Source organism: Kitasatospora sp. NPDC001660, assembly GCF_053596725.1.
This window is the reverse complement of record NZ_JBSFGU010000026.1, coordinates 24,421-44,315: the sequence shown is the minus strand read 5'-3', so window position 1 is coordinate 44,315 and position 19,895 is coordinate 24,421. Positions and strand designations below refer to the sequence as shown.

Genomic DNA, 19,895 nt, shown 5'->3' with positions numbered 1-19,895 from the left:
CGTCTGAGAGCATGGAGCGATGCGACCGCTGTACTCCGTCCCCCTCGGAATCGCCGCCACCGGCGCCGCCTGCCTCGCCTACTCCGCCGGGTACGAGGTCCGCTCCTTCCGGCTGCGCCGGGTAGAGGTCCCCGTCCTGCCCCGGGGCGCCCGTCCCCTCCGGGTACTGCAGGTCTCCGACATCCACATGGTGAGCGGCCAGGGCAAGAAGCAGCGCTGGCTGCAGAGCCTCGCGGGCCTGCGCCCCGACCTCGTCGTCAACACCGGCGACAACCTCTCCGACCCGCTCGGCGTCCCCGCCACCCTGGACGCGCTCGGGCCGCTGATGGAGTTCCCCGGCGTCTACGTCTTCGGCTCCAACGACTACTACGGCCCGGCCCGCAAGAACCCGGCCCGCTACCTCCAGGCCATGCGCAGCGGCATCCACGGCATGAACAACCCCGACGGCACCGCCCGCCGCGGCATCACCGGCGCCGTCCACAACCCCTGGGAGAAGCTCCGCGACGGCTTCGACGCAGCCGGCTGGCTCGACCTGACCAACACCCGCGGGCGCCTCACCGTCGGCGGCCTCGACCTCGAGTTCACCGGCCTCGACGACCCGCACATCCGCCGCGACCGCTACAGCGAGGTCGCGGGCGGCCCGTCCGCCGACGCCGACCTCTCCCTCGCCGTCGTCCACGCGCCCTACCTGCGCGTCCTCGACGCCTTCACGGCCGACCGCTACCCGCTGATCCTCGCCGGCCACACCCACGGCGGCCAGCTCTGCATCCCCTTCTACGGCGCCCTGGTCACCAACTGCGACCTCGACGCCAAGCGGGTCAAGGGCCTCTCCACCCACACCGCCGGCGGCCGCCGCTCCTACCTCCACGTCTCCGCCGGCTGCGGCACCAACCGCTACACCCCCGTCCGCTTCGCCTGCCCCCCCGAGGCCACCCTCCTCACCCTCACCCCGGCCCCCCACTGACCTGCCCCGGACGCCCGCCGGGAATCGGATTTCGTGTCTCGGCGAGCGTCCGGTAGAGTTCTACTCGTCGCGAAGGAGACGGAGCGACAAACCGCAAGACCGGGGTGTGGCGCAGCTTGGTAGCGCGCTTCGTTCGGGACGAAGAGGCCGTGGGTTCAAATCCCGCCACCCCGACCCAGTAAGACCAGCTCAGGGCCGGTCTCCCGCAAGGGAGATCGGCCCTGACTGGTTTCTTGGCGCCCTTGAGGGCCACTGGGGAGTGAGTTGGGGAGTGGATCTTGGAAGGTCGCTCAGGAGCGCGACTTCTACTGACTCCCCCTCAGTAGGGCGTCGAGCACGGCCACGGGTGACCGAGGACACATCCGCCGACGGGCGGCGAGCGCCTCCTCCCAGATCCGGGTCAGACCCTCCATGAGTTCGTCGCGCATCTCCTGAGTGACGTGGGAGTAGCGGGCCCCGACCGAACCGTCGAGATGGCCCATCCGCTCGTCGGTCAGCACCTTCGGGGTCTTCAGCCAGTCCAGCATCACCTTGTGCGCGTGGCGCTCGCCGTGCGGCGTGAGCCCTTGGGCGATCGGCAGCCAGCAGGCCTCCGCCCGTGCCGCCGCGCCTCGTCCCCGGGCAGGGATCCCGGGCCAGGGTTCGGCCAGCACCGGAACCGGGTGCGCCGGCTGCGGGGACTTCTTGGGGTACCACCCGGTCGCCGTCGGCTGGAACAGCCACTGCGCGAAGCCGCTCCGCCGCCAGTGCGCCGCGTTCTCCCCGCCGACGCCGTTGCGGAGGTAGCCGAGATCCGCGATGGCCTTGGTGACGCGCAGCCGCGTGACCTCCGGGACCGTCTCGGGCCGGTTCAGCACGTTGGAGACCGTGCCGGCGGAGACCCCAGCCCGCTGGGCGACGTCGACGAGCTTCACGCCGGTGCGGCGAGCTGCGCCGTTGGCGGCCCCGTGGCCGCTGAAGACGTAGGTCCGCCCGTGGCAAGCGCAGGGCTTCGGCTGGTTCCGCTCGATCTGCCTGGCCAGCAGGGCCGAGAGGAAGGGCGGGGTGTCGATCGTGCGGTACGAGTCGTCCTTGGGCGGACAACGGTGAAGTTCACCGTTGTCCAGCTCGTAGAGCTGCCACTCGATCCGCACGCTCGTGGGCCGGACGTACTCCGTCTCCAGCCCGACCAGCTCGCCCCACCGCTTGCCCGTGAATCCCTTGGAGACCACCGCGACGAACTCGTCGTCCCGTCCGGAGAGCAGGGAGGCGCGCTCGCCGATCAGCAGGATGCCGAGAGCATCGGTCACTACCTTTTCGGGACCGCGGTTGCGCGACCGGCCGGCGCGCTTCCCACGGCCCCGCCGCCGGGCCGCCGGGTTCGAGTCGCGAATGCCGTCCTCCACCGCATCCCCGAGGACCAGGTGCAGCGTGCTGCGCCAGGTCTTGATGCTGCTCACCGCGTAGCCGCGCTCCCGCTCCGCCTTGGCCCACGCCTCGATCCGGGCGCGCGTCATCTCCACGATAGGAACCGACTCGAACTCGGGGAGGAGGTGCTGCTCGATGTGTCGCTTGTAGTTCTGCATGGTCGAGGCCGCCAGGTCCTGCTCGCCGTACCAGGTGCTGGCGTACTCGCCGAAGGTGAGCGGCGTCGGCGCGGGCTCCGGTTCCGGCGCGGGCTTGGGCGCCGGCGGCAGCGTCCCGGCACGGACCAAAGCCTCCTTGTCGTTGGCCGCCTTGGCCGCCTCCCGCTTGGTGCGGAACCGGATCGTGGCACCGTTCTCGTCCGCCACGGTGGCGAGCTTGCCCGGCGCCAGCCAGTACCTGCCGCGGTAGTAGTCGCCGCGTTTCTCTCCGAACCCCATTGTTGTTCCCTCCCCCTACGCAACCGCGGCCGTCTGGAGCTCACGAAGGCGCCGACGCGGCGGCCTCGCCTTGAGGCGCGTCTGCGGCGCGGAAGCCCGCTCAGGGCCGACAGGACAGGCCGAGCGAGCCGGCTGCGGGTCGACGGCGACCGGGGGTGGGCTCACCTGCGGGCGCACTTCGAGGAGCCTGACGATCTCGGCCAGGTGCTCGGCCGTGAACCGGTAGCTGTTGCCGACCCGGCAGTACGGGATGCGGGTCTTTCTGGCCTGCTCCCTGACCCACCACTCCGAGCGTCCGAGCATCGCGGCGACCTGGTCCGGGTGGTACAGCGCTTGCGGCGTGACGGGTGTGACACTGTGACGGCTGTGACTGGTCATCCCTGTCCCCCGTTCTCGTCCGGGACGGCGTAGCCGCCGGCCCGCCTCAAAAGCTGAGCGTCGTTGGCCATCCGGGAGCAGGTCTGTCGGACGAGGGCCGGCTCCAGGCCGGTCCCCTCGGTGATCTGCTTCGGCCTGGCCCCGGGGTTGGCGCGCACGTAGCGCAGGATCGTGGCGCGGGTGTCGCCGATGGTGTGGTCGGCCGCGGTGCCTTCGAGGAGCTGCCAGGCACCCGCCTCCGGGTGGAAGCGGAGCGCGTACTCGGTCTCGTCCACGTCGCGGCCGGTGACGTGAAGGACCCCGTCGGCCTGACCCCGGGCGCGCTTGAGGACCAGGGTCGCGTCGGCGGCGCCCGCCAAACCGTTGGTGCCCGAGACCTCGGCGAGGAAGTCGTCCGAGCCGGCCTTGCGGACGTGGTGGACGAGCACGATCGCGATGCCGTAGTGGTCGGCGATCCGCTTGGCGTGCCCCACGGCCGCGTAATCCGCGTCGTAGGCGGAGGCACCAGGCATGGACGGTCCGCGCATCTTCGCGAAGACGTCAATGATGACCATCCGGGCGTCCGGGTGGCGCTCGACCCACTGCGCGATGGCCTCGCTTCCGCCCTGCGGCAGCGCGGGGCACGAAGTGGCGAGCGTCAACGTGGACGGCGCCGGAGTGGTACCGAGGATCTTGCGCATCCGGGTCTGCAGGCGGCGCGCGGTGTCCTCCAACGCCAGGTACAACACCGGGCCGGAGTCCACCCGGACCCGCTCAAGGGCCTGGCCGCCAGCGGCGACCGAGAGCGCCAGTCCGAGCGAGAGCCACGACTTGCCGACCTTGGGCGGCCCGGCGAGGAGGTTGACCCCCTCCGAGATGATGCCGGGCACCGCCCAGCGCGGCTCGGGGAACTGAGCCGCCATCAGCTCGTCGGCGGTCCAAGCCGTACGGATGCGCTGCTGCGCAGGCTGCAACGGCAGGGGGTCCGGCGAACCGGCTCCCGGGATGTACGAGGACTCGCTCACGCCGCCCGCCCCCTCGCGACCGTACGCGGACGCTTGGCCCCGGCGCGGAAGCCCGAGGCGACGGTGGCGCGGGCTTCCCGCTCGGTCAGACCCTTCGCCAGGGCCGTCGAGACGAGCCGCTCGGCGACCTCGGAGGCGGGCAGCTCGCCACCGGCCACAAGCTGCCCCAGCGCCGCGGAGGCGAGGTACAGGGCCTGGTTCCGCTGCCCCGGGCGGGCGCTGGTGACGCGCTCCAGCTCACGTGCCTCCGCAGCGTCCAGGTAGGCGCGGTGGCGGTCGCCGACCGTCAGCTTCGTGGTGACGTGCACCTGCGGCGGCAGCGACCTCGGCACGAGAAGCTCGCAAATCCAGTCCGGCAGCGGAGCGGGTTCTTCGTCGCGGAGCACCAGGTAGCGGCTGCCGTCCACCGTGCTGCCGGCGCCGACCACGTAGCCGCCACAGGCCCGGGTGTCGACCTTCCACCCGAGGACCGAGACGGTGTTCCGCAGTTCCACACCTGCGGGGGCCGCGAAGTAGAGGTGGAGCCCGCGGCGGGTTCGAACGGTGTGGGTCTCGCCCGGGAACGGCTTCCCGGCTCGCTCGGCGAGGTGAGCAAGGGCGTCACGGCCGTCAGCCACTCCGGCCGGTGTCCCGGCCGGCGGCCGGTCCTGGCTGTGCTTGGGCACGTCCAGGTCGATGACCACCAGCCGGGAGGGACCCGTGGCGACACCGACGTTGTAGCGACCCGCGGTCCAGCACCGGGCGGCACGGTGGCGGTCGATCGTGGCGCGCGATTCCCAGTCCCTGACCGCCGGACGCTTCTCGCCCGGCACCAACGGGAAGACGCGCCAACCGCGTTCGATGGCCTTGAATGCGGCCCGCAGCAGCGGGGAGGGGGTGGTGTGGTGCATCCTTGGAGCACCTCCTTATTCCTGGATGGGATGGAGGCCGGGGCAGCGGGCTTCCTGATCCGTCGTCTGCTGCCCCGGGTATTGCCGACGCGTCAGCGGCCGGGCTTGGTGCCGGTCGGGCGTCGGCTGTCACCGAGTCGGCTGGTGGCTCAGTGCCCGGCCGTGGTGAGCGCGGTGAGCAGGGCGTGGATGGGGCTTGCCACCACGGTCGCGGCAGCGGTGAAGCCCGACAGCCAGATCGCAGCGGCGGCGAGGATGCTGACTCGCTTGGCCCAGACAAGGACCGCGGTGATGGCGAAGAAGATCAGTGCGGTGGAGACGGTGACGGCCAAGGCCGGACTCCCTTCGTGAGGACGTCAGCGGGCGCCGGCCCGAAGGCGGCGCGCGAGGTTGTAGAGGTGGCGCCCGACGCGGATGCGCTTGCCGATGCCGTCGCAGCGACGGCAGTGCTTCCCGCGGGAGGGTCGACCGCGGCGGTCGTACTTGAGGTGGAAACCGAAGCCGCGGCACCTGCGGCAGTCGCCGAACGGGCTGGCCACACAGAGCAATGCGTAACCAAGCGTGATGAGCAGCAGGACGGGGCTAGCGGACAGCAGGGCGCTGGACATGCGTCCTCCCTGGTATTTACGGGCACCCCGAGATGCGGGGCGCTAGGCGATAGATCCCTGTTCAGGGCGGTTTGAGCGTGCTAGCGGGGCCGCTAGGTCTAGCGAGTACCGGTGCTAGACCTAGCGCCGACGGCGGTCAGGCCGCGTCGCGCTTCTGATCACGCTTCGTAGCAGCGGCGACGATGTGAGCCCGGGTGATTCCGCGCCGGTTGGCGCCCTTGCCGTCCTCGGCGGTGCCCCAGACCTGGCCGGTGCTGATGCCGTGCGGCTTGAGCGCGGCGGTCAGCTGGTCGGGCGCCCACCCGGCGTAGACCTCCGAGCGGAGCTCCGCGAGCCGGGCGACGACGGTCTCCGACCACACCTTCGCCTCGGAGGCCGGGACGACGGCGAGGATGTCCGCCAGCAGGTCGTAGGACGGCCCGGCGGCCGACTCGCTGTCCTTGCCGGCGGCGTATCCGGCGAGCAGGCCGGCCCGCTCTCGCACTGCTCGGGCGCGGGTGGCGATGGCTTCGGCCGTGGGGGCGTCGATGTTGACGGCCCGCACGATCCGGGCGTCCGCGCCTTCGCCGACGAAGTAGGCGATGCCCTTGTCGGCCCACGCGAACGTGGTGGCCCGGATGCCGTTGCGGTAGGAGCTGGTGCCCAGGACCATGTCGTTCTCCAGCTGGCCCATGACCTTGAGGCACAGCCGGACGGAGGCATTGGCGCTGATGCCGGTCGGCAGCGACTTGGCGTCCGGGCGCTGCGTGGCGAGCAGGAGAACGATGCCGGTCGCCGGACCGCGCTTGACGAGGTCCGTGCAGATCTCCTCCAACTCACGCCCGTAGAGCTGGTGTTCAAACCATTTCTGGCACTCGTCGACGCCGATGATAATCGGGTGCAGGCCCAGCGACTTCTTGTCGGCCAGCTCGCTGGTGACCTTGGACTCCGGGCAGATGTCTCGCGGAAGGGAGCGGATCACCTTGGCGCGGCGGCGCAGTTCCTCGCGGATCGCGCGCATGTCCTCCAGGGCGTACTTGATGTCCTCGTCGTCCTCGCCGGCCCGGTGGCGGTGCGAGACCTTCTCCCCGACCGGGTCCAGATCGCCGGTGCCTTTGAGGTCGTAGGTGTGCAGCTCGGCACGCGGGTCCAGGGCCGCGATCAGCAGGAGCAGGCGCAGTAGGAAGGTCTTGCCCATGCGCGGGATGGCGCCGATGACGCCCGCGACATACATCAGGGTGACGTCGACCCAGCGCCCGCGCTGGTCGGTGGCGAAGCCCACCGCCTTGAACAGGTCCACGGTCCCGGCCTTGAGCAGCGGCCACTCCGGCTGGCGCGTCTTGTTCATGTCCTGGTCGCCGACCCAGAGCGCCATCATGCCCGGGTGCTCGCCCGCCATCGGCTCCGGCCACACGCAGCCCAGCGGCCGGCGCAGACCGGAGGCCAGCTTGTCGCGCTTCTCCATCACCTCGCCGACCGTGACTCCGGGCGGGAGTTGGACGTCGGCGCGCCAACCGGGCCCGTCACGGGTGATCGGGGCCGTGAACTCCATGCGGCCACCCTTGGAGAGGTACTGAGTGATACCGCTGATGGCCAGCACGGACAGCGCCCGTTCAACCATCTCGGAGGTCAGTCGCTGCACCGTCGCCGCGATCACCGCGCGGGAGATCAGCGGCTGATCGGCCGGTGCCCCTGCTGCGCCGAGGCCGAGCACAATGGCGGCGACGAGTGCCAGTTGGATCCAACCGGGAGTGCCCAGCACCAGCAGCGGGACGAACGCAGCGGCGATCAGGATGTACAGGACGGTGAGCCAGCCCCGCGCGGCAACCCGCCGGTCGCGTTGACGGGTCAGCTTCAGGTACAGCTCGGCGTCCTCGGTGGCAACGGCGTACGCGCGGACCGGCTCGCCTTCGAGGTCGCGCGTCCACCGACGGAACTCCCGCATCGCGCGGGACGCACCGCGGGGCGAGCGCACCGCGAGCTTGCCCGCGTAGGCTGGCAGACGGGCCGCGTGGAAGGCGATCGTGTGGGCGTAGTGGCCCACCGTCCAGCGAGCTGCAGCCTGGAACTCGGCCTTGCTCCGGAGCCAGGCCGGGACCACCGGGCGCCGCTTCTCCGCCTGGACGCGCTCCAGCCACCCCGGACCGGCGGGCGCGGGCTTGTCGACCGGCGCGGCAGGTGCGCTCTCGTACACCGAGTCCGTCTCCGGGTTGCCGTGGCTGACGGCCAGGGCCGGACCGGCGCCGTGCTGCTCGCCCTGGCCGAGGCCGGCCGGGCTGCCGGTGCGGTCGGCGTTCAACTCGGCTTCGAGGCGCGCGAACAGCTCGCGCGCGTCGTCGTCCTCGTTGTCATGGTTCACTGTGGATCCTTCCTCACATCGGTGGCGAAGGGGACCCGGAACGCGCTGTGCTGCCAGGCGGGGCGCGTTCCGGGAGTTCGTCGGCGTCTCAGAGCGAGCGCGCCGTGTCGGCTTCGGCGACGACGTCCGGGACGTTCTCCGGCTCGACTCCGCCCGGCCGGTCCAGCTGCCACGGCTGCGCCCCAGCGGCGTAGTCCCGAGCCAGCTCCAGGAACGTGTTCGCCGCCCTGGCCAGCGACTCCGCGAACGCGAGGTGCGCGGCGGGACCGTCGAACCTCGGGTTCGGGCCGAAGATGTCGACCTCACTCGTCGCGGTCGCCAGTGTCAGAACGGGGCAGCCGTCGGCCTGTCGCTTCCCGGTGACAGCGAGCTCGGGAGTGGCGTGCACGTACGTCACGATGAGGCTCATCGCATAGTCCATTCAGCTTGGGTATGACTCGGTCACTTGCTGGTCGCGTCGACGGGGCCGGATCGACGTTCCGTCCGCACGGTCCGGATCTGCTTGGCACCCCACTCGGGGGACATGCCGTGGGTCCGCCCGATCTCGGTCGGCGAAGGAACGCGGCCGTCGGCGAGGGTGCGCCGGATCGAGGCCCGTGCCGCACGGCGCTTCGCCTCCATCCCGGCGTCGTCCGGCGCGGCCGGTACGGAGGTTGTACGGGGCGTACGTGGTGCGCTTGTACGGCCCCTGAGCTGGCTGTACGGCGTTGTACGCCCTGCCGGCGGCACGGCCGGTGCGGAGCCGCTGGCGTCGGCCCGCAGGAGTTCGGCGACCGGACGGGCAACAGCGAAGCCGGCTTCCACAGCAGTCCGCACATCGGTCGTCCCCAGCGTGGGCCAGCTGGCGGCTGGCCGGGCGAGCAGTTCCACGCCGGCCCGGTCCCCCGGGCGCAGATGCTTCGCCACGGCCCCTGACGCCTTGGCGTGCGCGACGAGCAGGTCCGCGGTGACCCCCGGATCGGCGCCGTGCACCGCCCGCCAGGCCAGCGCCCACAACTCCTCCGGCGTCAGCTCCGAAGGCAGAGCGCTGGCTAGCCACCTCGCGGTCTGCGCCACCTTGCGGTGATGGCGCCTCCGCTCGCGGTCGCGCCGTGCCTGGCGCGGGTCGCTGACGTCCTGCCGCTGCGAGTGCAGGTACATGTGCCAGGTGATCGGCGCGGCGAGCGAGCCGCACGCGGCCACGACCGCGAAGCCGGTCCCCCACATCTGCGCGCCGTGGGTGAGATTGATGCCCGCGGCGACCAGGGCGGCGACCCAGATGCCTGCGTGGTGCACTGCCGCGGACAGGCCGCGCGCGTCCCGCACCCGGCCTTGCAGCGCGAAGACCCACGTCAGGGACTCCAATGCGCCCCCACCGGCCAGCGCCATCGGCAGCGGCCAACGCTGGGCGAGAAAGCTGATCTGCCCCGGCAGCGCCACCACCACGAACAGCGCGATCACCGCCAGAGTGACCAGCAGCACCGCACGACCGGCCAAGGCCTCCCGGCGGACGGCCCACCTTCGTGCCCGCTCGGCACGCCGCCGCGCCCTGCGCCGCTCGCGCTCGGCCTCCGCGACCGCCCTCAACTCGGCCAGCACCTCCTGGCGCTCCCGCTCGGCGGCCATACGCGCGCTCAGCGCCAAGGCCTCGGCCTCGGCGCGGTCCCGCCCGGCCTGTGCCCGCGCGAGCTCCACGGCGACCGCGTCCAACTGCCGTGCGGCCCGCGGACTGTAGACGGTCGGCCGACTCATGCGGCCCTCCCCGCCCGGAAAGACCGGCAGTCGGCGCAGCGGGTCACGAACGTGGCGGCGTCCAGCAGCAGCTCCGCGACGTACGCGACCAGCTCAGGCGCGTCCTCGCGGAGATCCGCCAGGATGCCCCGGGCAGCGTCCACGCGAACAGCGCGCTCAGTGTCAGACTCGCCCGCCCGGCCGACGAACAACTCGCGGAGAAACTCTGGGAGTTGCTCGCCGTCCGACAGCGAACCGGCCTGCCCCTCGAACTCATCAGCCCTGTCGGGCCGTCGATCGTGTAACGAAGTGCGCATGCTTCTCCTACTCCTGGAGGGATGGAGAGAGCCAGGGCAGCGGGCTTCCTTGATCCGTCGACCGCCGCCGCCGGCAACGAATTACTCAGACGTGGATGCGCCGAGGGGCGGCCATCCGCTGCACGGCCTGGAAGGCCGCCATGACGGCAGAGGAGGACCCGAGGCCGACCAGGAAGGCCAACAGCCAGCCACCCCCGGAGGCCAGCTCGGCTCCGCCGCCGAGCGTCGCCACGGCGAACGCGACCGTACGGACGCCCCACGACGCCACACTCCCGCCGTCCGGCTCCGACTCGGGTCGGCGGCCCACCAGCTCCAGGTCGTAGCGCCGAACCTGGCGCAGCTCCCCGCCGGAGAGCTGGATCACCACGACGCTGCCGTCCGCCTGTTCGGCGGAGCCGGCCACCGTGCCCAGCGCCATGTCACTCCGGTCGCGGACGACGTCACCGATTGCGAGTTGCATTTGGCCCCCCTCGGGATCGGAAGCGGGTCCAGCCGTGCGCAGCCGCCCGCAACTCCTCAAGAGATCATGTCTTCAGGTCCTCTTTAGGAGTTCCATGACTATGAGCTACGCCACCCCAACTCGTCAAGTCCTCTTGAGGACTCGTATGCTGGTGTCCGCTAGCCGACTAGGACGGTGAACACCATGGCGAAGGCGTACGAGCGCATCGCGGACGACCTGCGCCAGCTCATCCGGGCCGGCGAGCTGAAGCCCGGCGACCGGTTGCCGGCAGAGACGAACCTCGTCGAGCGGTACAGCAAGAGCCTCCCGACCATCCGCCAGGCCTTGGCCCTCCTGCAGTCCGAAGGGCTGATCGAGAAGCAGCACGGCCGCGGCAACTTCGTCCGCAAGGCCCGCAAGCTCGTACAGCGCAGCAACGACCGGCACCAGTGGGAGAAGGACCGAGCGCGCGGCTCGCTGACGGAGCGCCAGCAGACTGGTGCGACGGAGCGCGACACCGGCCTGGAGCTGGACGACCTGGTTTTCGCTGCCGAGTATCGGCGGATCACTGCGGATGCCGAGTGGGCCGACGCCTTCGGAGTGTCGGAAGGAACGACGCTGCTGGAGCGCACCTTCCGTACGCGCTACCGCACGGAAACGGCCCCCTTCAACCTCACCCGTTCGTACCTGGTCCACGACATGATCGCGGGCAACCCCGACCTTCTGGACTCCACGAAGGAGCCCTGGCCCGGCGGAACGCAGAACCAGCTCCACACGGTCGACATCGAGGTCGACCGGGTCGTCGAGCGCGTCACCGCCCGGCCCCCGACGGCCGAGGAGACCGAGGAACTGGAGTTGCCGCCCGGCACCGCCGTCCTGGTCCTGCGCAAGACGTCCATCGACGTCAAGGGGCGCGTCGTGGACATCGCTGACGTCACCCTCCCGGGCGACCGCACGGAGCTGACCTTCACCACTCAACTGGAAAGGTGGTGAGGGCCGTGCAGCGGCGCATCATCATCGTCACCGCCGTCCACCCGCCGGCCGCGCCGTTCCTGGCGGACGCCTACAAGTCACTCTGCGAGCAGGAACTGCCGGAGGACTGGGACTGGCTCTGGTTGATCCAGGAGGACGGCAAGAGCGACCAAGTCGCCCCCTACGTCCCCGACGACGTCCGGATCAGCTTCCGTCAGGGCCGACCGGGCGGTGCGGGCATGGCCCGGACCATGGCGCTGGCGCGGGCCGAGGGCGAGTACGTGAAGGTGCTGGACGCCGACGACATGCTGGCCCCCGGCGCCCTCGCTCGCGACATCGCCGCGCTCACCTCGAACCCCGAGATCGGCTGGACGACCTCCCGCGTCCTTGATCTGCTCCCAGACGGCTCGTTCGTCGGCTTCGACCAGGACCCGCCCGCCGGCCCCATCGAGCGCGGTGCCGTCCTGGATCACTGGAAGGCCCACAACTACCGCGCCCAGGTCCACCCAGCGACGCTCTGCATGCGCCGCGACCTGCTGATGGCCCTCGGCGGCTGGATGGCCCTCCCTGCCTCCGAGGACACCGGACTCCTCCTCGCGCTCAGCGCGGTGAGCCGCGGCTGGTTCGCGGCGGAGGTCGGCCTGCACTACCGCAAGTGGCCCGGCCAGGTGACCAGCCAGGCCGCCCACGTCGAAAGCGCGGAGCGCGAGGCCCGGATGGCGGTCATCGAGGCCAGGGCGGAGCTGCTCGCGGGGCTGGCGTGGCAGTACCCCACCGGGGCCTGAGCGTTTCGTCCCGCGACCGGAGCGGCAAGAGCCCGGACACCTCTCCGTCCTGGAGATGTCCGGGCTCAGCCGTAGTCAGCGCCTCAGGGATGGGGTGGCCTGGCCGGCCTCCGGGCACGATCGGCCCGGAGCGGCTGCACTTCCCCTCCCTGTTCGAAGTCCGTCAGCCGAGTGCGCTGGGCTGAACAGAAGCCTGCGTCTTCATCTCGGTGCCGCCCGTATGGGCCGGACGGATCCTGATCATGTGGGGCTCCGCAGGCTCCGACAGGTCGCCGACGTAGAGCGCCAGCGCCCAGCTACCCGTGCCCCACACCTGACCCGCGATGAACTCCGCCGCACCCGGGCGACCGAGGCCGCACTCAATGAAGTCCCGGTGCCATGCCCACACCGTCAGCTGCTTGACCTCTCCGAGCAGCGCCGCAAGCGCGTCGGGGAGCCGGTCGAACTTCGCCTCGGGCATGATGCCGTCGATCGAGGCCATGACCGGGCCGAAGGCCTTGATCTCTCCGTCGTTCATGCTCAACACCGGCGTGTCCTCCTCGGCCTCTCGCTGATGCTGCACGGTCTGATCAGTGCTCACGACGCACCCCCATCCGCCGGGGCAACCAACGCCCAGACCGACTTGCCCACACCCTCACGGGGAAGCACGCCCCACTCCTTCGCGAGTTGGTCAACCAACCGCAGACCGCGGCCGGACTCGTCCTCACTGCCCGCCGTGCGCATCTTCGGGATCTGCCGACTGGCGTCGTGAACCTCGATGCACAGCAGCCCGGGCTCCATGTCGAATCGGACGAAGATCAAACGACCCGGCACCCGAGCGTGTTGCACGGCATTGTTGACCAGCTCGGACAGGACCAACTCTCCGGTGCCCAGGAACCGGTGGCCGTCATCGACATCGGCCAGAAACTCCCGGAGCAGGCTCCGGGCGGCGCCAACCGACTTCTGATGACGAGACAGCCAAGCCTGAGACGTTCCGATGAGCCTCGTCACTTCCCGACTCCCGTCAGCTCTGGCCCGCCGGTCGAGAAGACCGCCTCGGCTCGGTCGCTGGGGAGCACCAACAACACGCCCATCACCACGCGACCGGCGCTATCAGTCGACGTACGCTCGATCGCCAGGACGGGAATCCGGGCAACGATGCGAAGCGCATCGGCCTCTTCGGCGCTCGGAAAGCGCGCAGTGACGCGCTCGGCAGTCGCCACGCACGGGATGCCGCGCGCGAGCAGATGCGCGCGGACGTCGTCGCCCCAGGGCGACCACGGAGCTTCCGGGAGGGGAGCGTCCAGCGCACGCGGCACGTAGACCCGCGCCAGACTGCACGGGCGACCGGCGTGCTCGCTGAGGTAGACGCGCTCGACCACCGGCGTCTTGGCGCGGACCCTGAGCAACGACTGGAGTTCGCCCTCCGCCTTCACCTCGGTCTCGGTGACCTCGATCCGCAGCGCAGGCGAGTAGGCCGCTGACGGGTCCTGCGAGTGGCGCCCGCCGGCGTAAGTGATCGGCTGGACCGGGCGGCGAACGAAGTTCCCGTTGCCGTGGAACTTCTCGATCAACCCCTCGGACTGGAGCTCGTCCAGAGCCCGACGGAGGGTCGGCAAGCCGACTTCGTAGGTCGCGGCAAGCTCACTCTCCGAGGGCAGCTTGCTGCCGGCCGCGAGTACCCCGGAGCCGATCCGGCGCCGGAGGTCCTCGGCCACGCGTACGTATCGGACAGCCATGGCGCGCTCACCACCTCCGGCTGTCATCGGTGGAACTGCAGTACTGCGGCAGGGCGGGACAGATAAGGTCGAACACGCTGATCAGCTCCCATACAGCTGACGGCACTGCCCCGCGACGGCGACTGCATCGTCCGTCGCGGGCGCATCCATGCGGACGGCGGCCCATGCGATCAGGCCACGGCTGGCGCTGCTGACAAGTCCGAACTGGTCGGCCGTCTCCAGCAGCGCCAGAAGAACTCCCCACGACTCGGCCGTTGTCGAGTCCGGCACCTCCATCTCTATGCAGGCGTGATTGCCGTGATCCTTCATCTGCGGATCGAGCCCGAGGGCCAAGAGACCGGCAGCGATGCCGTCAGCACGTGCCTGATCGCACGAGGACACAGGACACCCCTCCGTAGCTTCTTGGCCACCTAGAGCGAAGCTAGTTAACTAGATTAGACCTAGTGGACTAGATTTTCCATATGCGTGAGCAACCTCCGTACCTGCGCATCGCAGACGCCCTGCAAGAGCGCATCGCCAGCGGGGAATGGTCACCGGGCGACCGTCTGCCCTCGCGCGCTCAGCTCGCACGCGAGTTCGGCGTAGGTGACAACGTCGTGCGTCGCGCGCAGGAACTGCTCATCCTCCAGGGCGCTTTGGAAGGCCGTGCGGGCTCGGGCACCTTCGTCGCCGAACCGCGCCAGCGACTGCGACTGGTCCGCTCCCGGGCACGCGAGGACCGCGGAGGCTCGCCCTTCCAGGCCGACATGACCAGCCTCGGTCGACGGGGAACCTGGGAGAGCCGCACCGACGCCAAGGTTCCAGCGCCGGCGGACATCGCGGCCCGCCTCGGCATCGGCGAAGGCGACCTCTGCGTCCGCACGTCCTACGAGTACTTCGCTGACGGCAAGCCGATCCAGCTGTCCACCAGTTGGGAGCCCTACGACCTCACCGCGGGAACGATCGTCGTCCTGCCGGAGGGCGGACCACTGGCCGGCCGCGGCGTCGTGAGCCGCATGGCGGAGATCGGCATCACGGTCAGCCACTTCACCGAGCAGCCCGAGCCGCGACACGTAACCGACGAGGAAGCCTCACTCCTCGGCGTGCAACGCGGCTCGCTCGTCACGAACATCCGGCGCACGTACGTCGCCGACGACGGCCGCGCAGTCGAGACAGCCGACATCGTGCTTCCCGCAACCCTCTGCGAGCTGGTCTACGAGGTACCGATCAGCCCCTGAGCAACCCCGGACCTCCGCACGCAGCGGGATTCGCCTCCGTCCGAGGTCCGGCTGAAACATCGGGCGCGGCCGTCACAGCTGTCACAGTGTCACGCGCCCGTCCCGGATGCTCCAACGCCAGCTGACTCAGTCCCCCAATGTTTCAGCCTGGATGCCCACAGCGTGAGCCGACAGACATGCGCCAAGTCAGCCGTTCGTAGGGCGGCGCATCCCGTCCAACTCCTAGAATCCCCAAGACATCAAGAGAACTTCATGTCTTGGGGGGCGACTTGGCCGCGGCCGAGCAGCTTGTGACGATCGCAGCCGTCCTCGTGGGTGCGCTGACGACGCACCTCACCAACCACGCGATGGAGCGGCACCGGAAACAACACGAGCTGCTGACCCGGTGGGACGAGAAGAAGCTCAACGCGTACGAGGGCTATATCGACAAGATCAGGTCGTGCGTCTACCTCGCCGTACAGCTCTACGAGCACAAGGAAGGCATCCACACAAGCAACAAGAGCGAGCACGAGCTCACCGTCGAATTAGCCGAGGCCAGTTGGCAGCGGGGCCGCGCCTTCGAACGCATCATGCTCCTCGGCGGAGACGATGTCGTAGAGGCAGCCCACCAACTCAACGCCGTGGCCATTCAGGTCGACTGGCAGGCCGGCGGTAAGGTCCACGGCACACTTGACGAGTGGCGCACTCGCAACCGCGCCGTCTTCGGCGCCATCAACGAGTTCCACGATGCTGCCCGCCAGGACCTCGGCGTCCAGGGCAACGTCACCGGCGAGAGCCACCCGGAGCGTGACCTGTTGTTGCCGCCCCCGCGAGGTTCCGCGCACGGCACCCAGCCTTAGCAAGACTTGTTAACCACCTACAGGCAAACGTTCGACATTCGAACGGGAAGCCTGGTCTCCGATCGGCGGCTACCAGAGGCGCCATTGCACCACCACAGGCACCCGGGCTCACCTTGATCAAATCTGGACATATAGGTTAAAATTCACATGATCTCCTTCACGGTTTGACCAAACACCGCCGCGGGCAGAAGAAAAGCTCTAGCATGCGGATACCGCCTACAAGCGCTGCACGGAGGTTCCTCAGTTGATTTCCCCAGGGCTATTTAGCAGCCTTTCCGGCCTGAGTGGGAACCTTCTAACGCTTTACAAGATGAAGCAGGACGGGAGTTTCAGCGCCCAACAGGAGTTGCTGCACACCCTGCGCGATCAGGAGTCCGAAAGCGCCCATGATAGGGCTCTAGAGAGAGACGAGCGAGCTGCAGGCGACAAGCTTCGCGAGCTAGGGGTGTCAGCCGAGTACGAAGCGCAAAGAGACTGGAGACTCGCACAAATTGGCCTTGATGTAAAGCAGATTCAAGGCCGGATAGACCGAGAGCTCGGCGAAGCCCCCTTCGCCTTTACGGCCGACGAATTCTACGGGCTGGTCCACGCGGCTACCGAGGGCGGCAAAGTGCCCGCCCTGCTAATCGCCCCATTTGTGCGCGACGATCTAAGTGGGCAAGAGAATGATTCAGCCCCGCACTCGTTTCGCGTCTCCATTAGGCGATCCTGGCTGCGCGAATCTTGGTCTAACGATCTAGTCCCCTTGGATGGCTTCCTTAAGCGACCCCTTCGAAACACAGATCTGGACATTCTGATCATCCAAAGGGCTCTGCGCGATCTTCCTGTGGTACTGGTTCACGGCGAGGTCCAGTCTAATCAGCGCGCATGGTATTCATTGCACGCCTGGAACATCGTCGACTCGCCGGAGCTTCGCTCAGTTCAGATGAACTTTCCGCCCTTGTCTCTGCCTCAAGCGGATCCGCCTGAGGGGCGAGCTGCTCGTCTACTAGCTTTCGAGGATGAGCTCGGCGGGTCCACGGCAATTATTGCTGGACTTATTGCCGAGTGGTTCCATCTCGTAAAATATGGCAGGCGACCGCGGCTGCATACGCTCATACCCGACAGCATGGGGCCAGAACAACGGGCTATTGCCGCAGGACTTGCCGCCTCATACGAGGTAGCGCTGGAGCGCCAGCGAATCGATACCTTGGCGGCGCGAGTGGGTCAAGCACAGATCTACCGGGAGGCCGGACTATTGGATCGCGCCTCTGAATTCGCAGAGCAGGCCCTATTTGAAGCAGAGTCCGCCATCAGAGTACGCGAATCTTCGGTTTCTACCGAGGCTCTGCGCGAGCTGATAGCAGTGCTGGATTCCGTCGCCTCCAATGAAAACATGCTCAGGGCGCAATCAATTCTTGAGCCATTGGCACGTGACGCCGTCCGTCGTAGTTTCGGTTGGGGGAGCAGTTGAAGAAGCAGCGGGTAATCGTCGCCGTTGATTTTGGTACACATGGCACGGGTTTTGCGTGGACGACTATTGATGACCTCCACAAGGATCCGAAACGCCGGCAGATCTGGGTCCGAACACGTTGGAAGGACCACCCCTCTCCGTACCCCAAGAATCTTTCAGCATTGCTGCTTGACGAAAATGAAGCAATTATTGCATGGGGCTATGAGGCCCGTCGGCGATGGGCAATGCTTTCGGCGCAAGGCAAGCCTGAGGAATGTCGATATGTCAGCAGCTTTAAGATGTCGCTGGCTCCAGACCCCGAAAGAAGCACTGGCGAGATCTCCGGGGGAACTCTTAAGCCCGAGGAGTCTCGGGCACTTGCCACGCTAATTCTCAAGAGTATCTCGTCGCTGGCCATCGAGGAAGTGCAAAAGAGTGGGTTCTCTGCTGACGAAATCCGATGGTGTCTCACAGTTCCGGCTATCTGGGACGACTATCAGAAACAACTGATGAAGGAAGCTGCCGTTGCTGCCGGTCTCCCGGAGGACCCACGCAGGATGCAACTCGTTCTAGAGCCCGAAGCTGCTGCGTACCACGCGCGTGTATCGACCGTGCGAACTGCACATGCTAGCGGTGGACGGGCAAGCCTGCTGTCACGTGGCTCAAGGTTTCTCGTGGCGGATTGCGGCGGTGGGACGGTGGACCTGACCGCCTACCGCACAGACAACACGAATAAGCTGGTAGAAATTGGGCGAGAATATGGCGGAAAATATGGCTCGGAATATGTAAATCAGGCTTTTCTGGAGATGGTCCTAACGCAACGCTTCGGGTCTTATGCCGCCATAGACCAGATCAACTCTGCCGCTCCCGCGTCTCTGCTCGAACTCATGGACTCGTGGGAGAAAGCAAAAGCGGTATTTGACGGGAACAGCGACGACGACATCTACCTTCCGCTGCCGGCCGCTATTGATCGCCTGCTCGACGACGAATCGCGCAAATCGCTCCGGGAGCAGCAGGATGGTGTGATCGACTTCATCGTTGTCAAGGCATCGGAGGCGAGGGCAGTATTCGAGGTCGTAGTTCCCGAAATTCTTTCCCTTGTTGATAAGCAGCTGGCAGAGATGAAGCTTCAGCGGAGGAATGCCCCCGGGCGAGAACTGGTGATCCTTGTCGGGGGCTTTGGAAACTCTCCGTATCTTCAAAAGAGGTTTGAAGGGCACCTGGCCGGACGGGCAGACCTTCTTGTGCCCCCGGAGCCCGAAGTCGCGGTTCTCCGCGGCGCCGTTCACTACCTCTACGACCCGCAAACTAAGTCTCGTCGGACAAAATACACGTATGGCTGCGACTCGGCTCTTCCGTTTGAGCCCGGCCGAGACCCTGTGGGGTCAAAGTTCATTTCTCATGATGGCAGGGTGCTGTGCAAATCCCGCTTCAGTAGGTTCGTTCATGCTGGCCAGAGCATTCGGGTCGACGAGGCAATAGAGCATTCCTTCCTGCCGTTGCGCCCTGATCAGGAAAGTCTTCGGTTCGACCTCTTTATTACCAATGCTGTCTATCCTCGATACGTCACCGATGAAGGTTGCCGCAAAGTGGGTGAGGTAGAAATCGACCTGTCTGAGGTGATGAGCCTTCCCCTCGACGAGCGATCAGTAGATCTGCAGATGTTGTTCGGCGAGGTTCAAATCAGAGTTACGGCTACGGTAGCAAAGACCGGCAAGTCAACCACAGTCGATCTCGACTTCATGCCGGCATAGGAAGTTTTCGCCGAAACGGAGGACCGGGTGGGTCAATCGGAAGAGAACAAGACCGAGATCGCATCTTCCCAGCTTGACGCGGTAATTCATGAAGTTAGACAAGTCCAGGATCAAATCCGGGGTTTGGAAGAAAAGCTCCATGCCGTATTGGCTGAGTGGACGCGCAGCCGAACAGACCTGACTGGCAGTTCAGATGAACTCCATCGTCGAACTGCTGGAGAACTTGAGCAGTTTATCAATCAGAAGCTTCAACCACTGGCTCTCGTGGCATCTGCAAACATCAATGACGGGACTCGCCGGAGGAAGAGGATTGCTCAACTGATCAACCGGCTCTTCCTTTGTTACCTGGCTCCGTCTGGGGTTGACCTTCGACGCGCGCGACGGATCCTTCAGTGTCGGAAAGGAGACGACATTTGGCTTTCTGCCGGAAATGCTGCACTTCGCGCCAAGCAGATCCTTGATACCGCTAGGAATCTCGGGGTGGAATTCGTCTGGGACTACGGGTTCGATCCAGAGTTCCCCGTAAATGACGACCGGCAGAAGGTCTGGTCAAGCTGCGACCCGTCTGGCGACATCGCCTTCGTAGTGACGCCGGCATACGTTGCCGATGGTGAGTGCTTCCTGCACCAGCAGGTCTATACCGACTCTGGAAGCAGGTAGCTCGGCGCGGGCCTGGCAAGAGTGGG

At 67.5% G+C, this 19,895-nt stretch carries 23 protein-coding genes and 1 tRNA gene; 9 read left to right on the top strand and 15 right to left on the bottom strand.

Annotation, left to right across the window (positions count from 1 at the left end):
- Positions 1-19 precede the first annotated feature (19 nt).
- Both ACWCXH_RS25370 and ACWCXH_RS25365 read left to right on the top strand, forming a co-directional pair.
- The gene (locus tag ACWCXH_RS25370) at positions 20-964 is read left to right on the top strand and encodes a metallophosphoesterase (RefSeq protein WP_449803775.1); all 945 of its coding nucleotides are present in this window, start codon (positions 20-22) and stop codon (positions 962-964) included.
- A 100-nt stretch (positions 965-1,064) separates the two neighbouring features.
- Positions 1,065-1,138: transfer RNA gene (locus tag ACWCXH_RS25365), tRNA-Pro, on the top strand.
- Positions 1,139-1,269: 131 nt separating this feature from the next.
- Here ACWCXH_RS25365 and ACWCXH_RS25360 read toward each other — a convergent pair.
- The 11 genes from ACWCXH_RS25360 to ACWCXH_RS25310 all read right to left on the bottom strand — a co-directional run bounded on the left by ACWCXH_RS25360 (position 1,270) and on the right by ACWCXH_RS25310 (position 10,513).
- Positions 1,270-2,808, bottom strand: a complete 1,539-nt coding sequence (locus ACWCXH_RS25360) for a LacI family DNA-binding transcriptional regulator (RefSeq protein ID WP_449803774.1) — start codon at positions 2,806-2,808, stop codon at positions 1,270-1,272.
- A gap of 15 nt (positions 2,809-2,823) precedes the next feature.
- Positions 2,824-3,186 (bottom strand): helix-turn-helix domain-containing protein, encoded by a 363-nt coding sequence (locus ACWCXH_RS25355; RefSeq protein WP_449803773.1) that lies wholly within the window; start codon positions 3,184-3,186, stop codon positions 2,824-2,826.
- Positions 3,183-4,190: an AAA family ATPase gene (locus ACWCXH_RS25350; protein ID WP_449803772.1), complete on the bottom strand. Its 1,008-nt coding sequence runs from the start codon at positions 4,188-4,190 to the stop codon at positions 3,183-3,185. The genes ACWCXH_RS25355 and ACWCXH_RS25350 overlap by 4 nt, the downstream gene beginning before the upstream one ends.
- Complete coding sequence (locus ACWCXH_RS25345) at positions 4,187-5,080, bottom strand: bifunctional DNA primase/polymerase (RefSeq protein WP_449803771.1); 894 nt, start codon at positions 5,078-5,080, stop codon at positions 4,187-4,189. The genes ACWCXH_RS25350 and ACWCXH_RS25345 overlap by 4 nt, the downstream gene beginning before the upstream one ends.
- Before the next feature lie 149 nt (positions 5,081-5,229).
- Entirely contained in the window at positions 5,230-5,412 is a 183-nt protein-coding gene (locus tag ACWCXH_RS25340; RefSeq protein ID WP_380444171.1) for a hypothetical protein, read from the bottom strand.
- A 24-nt stretch (positions 5,413-5,436) separates the two neighbouring features.
- A complete protein-coding gene (locus ACWCXH_RS25335) occupies positions 5,437-5,688 on the bottom strand; it encodes a hypothetical protein (protein ID WP_449803770.1) in 252 nt (83 codons plus the stop codon).
- A 136-nt stretch (positions 5,689-5,824) separates the two neighbouring features.
- Positions 5,825-8,026 (bottom strand): cell division protein FtsK, encoded by a 2,202-nt coding sequence (locus ACWCXH_RS25330; RefSeq protein WP_449803769.1) that lies wholly within the window; start codon positions 8,024-8,026, stop codon positions 5,825-5,827.
- 88 nt (positions 8,027-8,114) lie between these two features.
- Positions 8,115-8,447, bottom strand: coding sequence for a hypothetical protein (locus tag ACWCXH_RS25325; RefSeq protein ID WP_449803768.1), 333 nt, complete (start codon positions 8,445-8,447; stop codon positions 8,115-8,117).
- 20 nt (positions 8,448-8,467) lie between these two features.
- Positions 8,468-9,757, bottom strand: coding sequence for a hypothetical protein (locus ACWCXH_RS25320; protein ID WP_449803767.1), 1,290 nt, complete (start codon positions 9,755-9,757; stop codon positions 8,468-8,470).
- Positions 9,754-10,053, bottom strand: a complete 300-nt coding sequence (locus ACWCXH_RS25315) for a hypothetical protein (protein ID WP_449803766.1) — start codon at positions 10,051-10,053, stop codon at positions 9,754-9,756. The genes ACWCXH_RS25320 and ACWCXH_RS25315 overlap by 4 nt, the downstream gene beginning before the upstream one ends.
- A gap of 85 nt (positions 10,054-10,138) precedes the next feature.
- Complete coding sequence (locus tag ACWCXH_RS25310; RefSeq protein WP_449803765.1) at positions 10,139-10,513, bottom strand: hypothetical protein; 375 nt, start codon at positions 10,511-10,513, stop codon at positions 10,139-10,141.
- A 183-nt stretch (positions 10,514-10,696) separates the two neighbouring features.
- On the opposite strand from ACWCXH_RS25310, the gene ACWCXH_RS25305 reads away from it, so the two are divergent.
- Positions 10,697-11,485 carry a GntR family transcriptional regulator gene (locus ACWCXH_RS25305; protein WP_449803764.1) on the top strand — a complete coding sequence of 263 codons (789 nt, stop codon included), beginning with the start codon at positions 10,697-10,699 and terminating at the stop codon, positions 11,483-11,485.
- Between the two features lie 5 nt (positions 11,486-11,490).
- Positions 11,491-12,249: a glycosyltransferase family 2 protein gene (locus ACWCXH_RS25300; RefSeq protein WP_449803763.1), complete on the top strand. Its 759-nt coding sequence runs from the start codon at positions 11,491-11,493 to the stop codon at positions 12,247-12,249.
- A 163-nt stretch (positions 12,250-12,412) separates the two neighbouring features.
- Here ACWCXH_RS25300 and ACWCXH_RS25295 read toward each other — a convergent pair whose 3' ends face one another.
- The 4 genes from ACWCXH_RS25295 to ACWCXH_RS25280 all read right to left on the bottom strand — a co-directional run bounded on the left by ACWCXH_RS25295 (position 12,413) and on the right by ACWCXH_RS25280 (position 14,348).
- Positions 12,413-12,829, bottom strand: a complete 417-nt coding sequence (locus ACWCXH_RS25295) for a hypothetical protein (RefSeq protein ID WP_449803762.1) — start codon at positions 12,827-12,829, stop codon at positions 12,413-12,415.
- Entirely contained in the window at positions 12,826-13,239 is a 414-nt protein-coding gene (locus ACWCXH_RS25290; RefSeq protein WP_449803761.1) for an ATP-binding protein, read from the bottom strand. The genes ACWCXH_RS25295 and ACWCXH_RS25290 overlap by 4 nt, the downstream gene beginning before the upstream one ends.
- Complete coding sequence (locus tag ACWCXH_RS25285; RefSeq protein ID WP_449803760.1) at positions 13,236-13,946, bottom strand: GntR family transcriptional regulator; 711 nt, start codon at positions 13,944-13,946, stop codon at positions 13,236-13,238. Before ACWCXH_RS25285 ends, ACWCXH_RS25290 begins: the two co-directional genes overlap by 4 nt.
- Positions 13,947-14,048: 102 nt before the next feature.
- Positions 14,049-14,348, bottom strand: a complete 300-nt coding sequence (locus ACWCXH_RS25280) for a hypothetical protein (protein WP_449803759.1) — start codon at positions 14,346-14,348, stop codon at positions 14,049-14,051.
- Between the two features lie 80 nt (positions 14,349-14,428).
- On the opposite strand from ACWCXH_RS25280, the gene ACWCXH_RS25275 reads away from it, so the two are divergent.
- The 5 genes from ACWCXH_RS25275 (at position 14,429) to ACWCXH_RS25255 (ending at position 19,869) form a co-directional block, all read left to right on the top strand.
- Complete coding sequence (locus ACWCXH_RS25275) at positions 14,429-15,184, top strand: GntR family transcriptional regulator (protein ID WP_449803758.1); 756 nt, start codon at positions 14,429-14,431, stop codon at positions 15,182-15,184.
- 269 nt (positions 15,185-15,453) lie between these two features.
- On the top strand, positions 15,454-16,023 hold the full coding sequence (locus ACWCXH_RS25270) for a hypothetical protein (RefSeq protein WP_449803757.1): 570 nt from the start codon (positions 15,454-15,456) through the stop codon (positions 16,021-16,023).
- Between the two features lie 310 nt (positions 16,024-16,333).
- Positions 16,334-17,476 (top strand): hypothetical protein, encoded by a 1,143-nt coding sequence (locus ACWCXH_RS25265; protein WP_449803756.1) that lies wholly within the window; start codon positions 16,334-16,336, stop codon positions 17,474-17,476.
- Positions 17,473-19,209, top strand: coding sequence for an Hsp70 family protein (locus ACWCXH_RS25260; RefSeq protein ID WP_449803755.1), 1,737 nt, complete (start codon positions 17,473-17,475; stop codon positions 19,207-19,209). The genes ACWCXH_RS25265 and ACWCXH_RS25260 overlap by 4 nt, the downstream gene beginning before the upstream one ends.
- A gap of 27 nt (positions 19,210-19,236) precedes the next feature.
- Positions 19,237-19,869 (top strand): hypothetical protein, encoded by a 633-nt coding sequence (locus ACWCXH_RS25255; protein ID WP_449803754.1) that lies wholly within the window; start codon positions 19,237-19,239, stop codon positions 19,867-19,869.
- Positions 19,870-19,895 lie beyond the last annotated feature (26 nt).

Coding starts and splice junctions, on each gene's coding strand:
- ACWCXH_RS25345 (WP_449803771.1), bottom strand. CDS start 5,080: ATGCACCACACCACCCCCTCCCCGCTGCTGCGGGCCGCATTCAAGGCC.
- ACWCXH_RS25325 (WP_449803768.1), bottom strand. CDS start 8,447: ATGGACTATGCGATGAGCCTCATCGTGACGTACGTGCACGCCACTCCC.
- ACWCXH_RS25335 (WP_449803770.1), bottom strand. CDS start 5,688: ATGTCCAGCGCCCTGCTGTCCGCTAGCCCCGTCCTGCTGCTCATCACG.
- ACWCXH_RS25320 (WP_449803767.1), bottom strand. CDS start 9,757: ATGAGTCGGCCGACCGTCTACAGTCCGCGGGCCGCACGGCAGTTGGAC.
- ACWCXH_RS25360 (WP_449803774.1), bottom strand. CDS start 2,808: ATGGGGTTCGGAGAGAAACGCGGCGACTACTACCGCGGCAGGTACTGG.
- ACWCXH_RS25370 (WP_449803775.1), top strand. CDS start 20: ATGCGACCGCTGTACTCCGTCCCCCTCGGAATCGCCGCCACCGGCGCC.
- ACWCXH_RS25355 (WP_449803773.1), bottom strand. CDS start 3,186: ATGACCAGTCACAGCCGTCACAGTGTCACACCCGTCACGCCGCAAGCG.
- ACWCXH_RS25315 (WP_449803766.1), bottom strand. CDS start 10,053: ATGCGCACTTCGTTACACGATCGACGGCCCGACAGGGCTGATGAGTTC.
- ACWCXH_RS25275 (WP_449803758.1), top strand. CDS start 14,429: ATGCGTGAGCAACCTCCGTACCTGCGCATCGCAGACGCCCTGCAAGAG.
- ACWCXH_RS25305 (WP_449803764.1), top strand. CDS start 10,697: ATGGCGAAGGCGTACGAGCGCATCGCGGACGACCTGCGCCAGCTCATC.
- ACWCXH_RS25310 (WP_449803765.1), bottom strand. CDS start 10,513: ATGCAACTCGCAATCGGTGACGTCGTCCGCGACCGGAGTGACATGGCG.
- ACWCXH_RS25265 (WP_449803756.1), top strand. CDS start 16,334: ATGAAGCAGGACGGGAGTTTCAGCGCCCAACAGGAGTTGCTGCACACC.